The sequence below is a fragment of the Neptuniibacter sp. genome (assembly GCF_024231755.1).
GTDB lineage: Bacteria > Pseudomonadota > Gammaproteobacteria > Pseudomonadales > Balneatricaceae > Neptuniibacter.
Genome location: NZ_JAAEQH010000257.1, coordinates 1 through 844 on the forward strand (window position 1 = coordinate 1; position 844 = coordinate 844).

Annotated in this window: 1 protein-coding gene; it reads left to right on the top strand. The window is 48.0% G+C overall.

Annotated elements, in window-relative coordinates:
• Positions 1–587, top strand: a 587-nt coding sequence (locus GY843_RS13790; RefSeq protein WP_297310512.1) for a hypothetical protein, incomplete at its 5' end; no start/stop codon positions are given.
• Positions 588–844: the final 257 nt, after the last annotated feature.

Genomic DNA, 844 nt, shown 5'->3' on the forward strand with positions numbered 1-844 from the left:
AAATTCTCGAATCGAAACCAAACTTGGGACTAATATTGGGACTGAGCCTGGGTCTCGCAGCGCCTGTCTCACTAATAATCTTCATGGCAGGTATCTGCCTTTATGTTAAACGTGCATTGCAAACCGAAGATCTCCACGCAATTGAACTAAGGGACTACGGCGCCGTGGAAAATACAGAAAATCCATTCGTTGAAGCCCGGGCAGCTGCTTACTGCTTCAAAAGGTATCTACCGTGGCGCATAAATGCCAGATGCAGGCAGCTGCTTACTGCTTCAAAAGGTATCTACCGTGGCGCAGAAATGCCAGATGCAGGGCAGCTGCTTACTGCTTCAAAAGGTATCTACCGTGGCACAGAAATGCCAGATGCAGGCAGCTGCTTACTACTTCAAAAGGTATCTACCGTGGTGCAGAAATGCCCAGAGGTCATAATTTGGTCATGGTCGGAGGGTTCCAGGGTTAAAATGATGCTCGTATTCGAATCCCACGCCCATGAAAACCCTGGGTGCCAAGTTTCAGCTCGATCGGACGATTGGTTGGAGAGTACAGGGACACGTTTGAACCTGCCTATAATGTACCTTGTACAGTAATCGTATTTTGAATTCCCCCTCGATCCCTAGTCCTTAGTTCCCTATTGGCTGTAGAGGCTCTAGGGAAGCCGACTCTGCCCATTTTTTCACGTCCGATTTTATTGCTCGCTACCTCTTGATAGAGTGCTCTACCTTCGCTACGTTAGCGTCAGTAGCGAAAGTAGAGCGAGCTTGACTCATCCCATAGATAACGCTACTTATGTACATAGAGCTCTACCTGCTCTATGCTTGCTATAACCAGGCAGTATCCTATGACG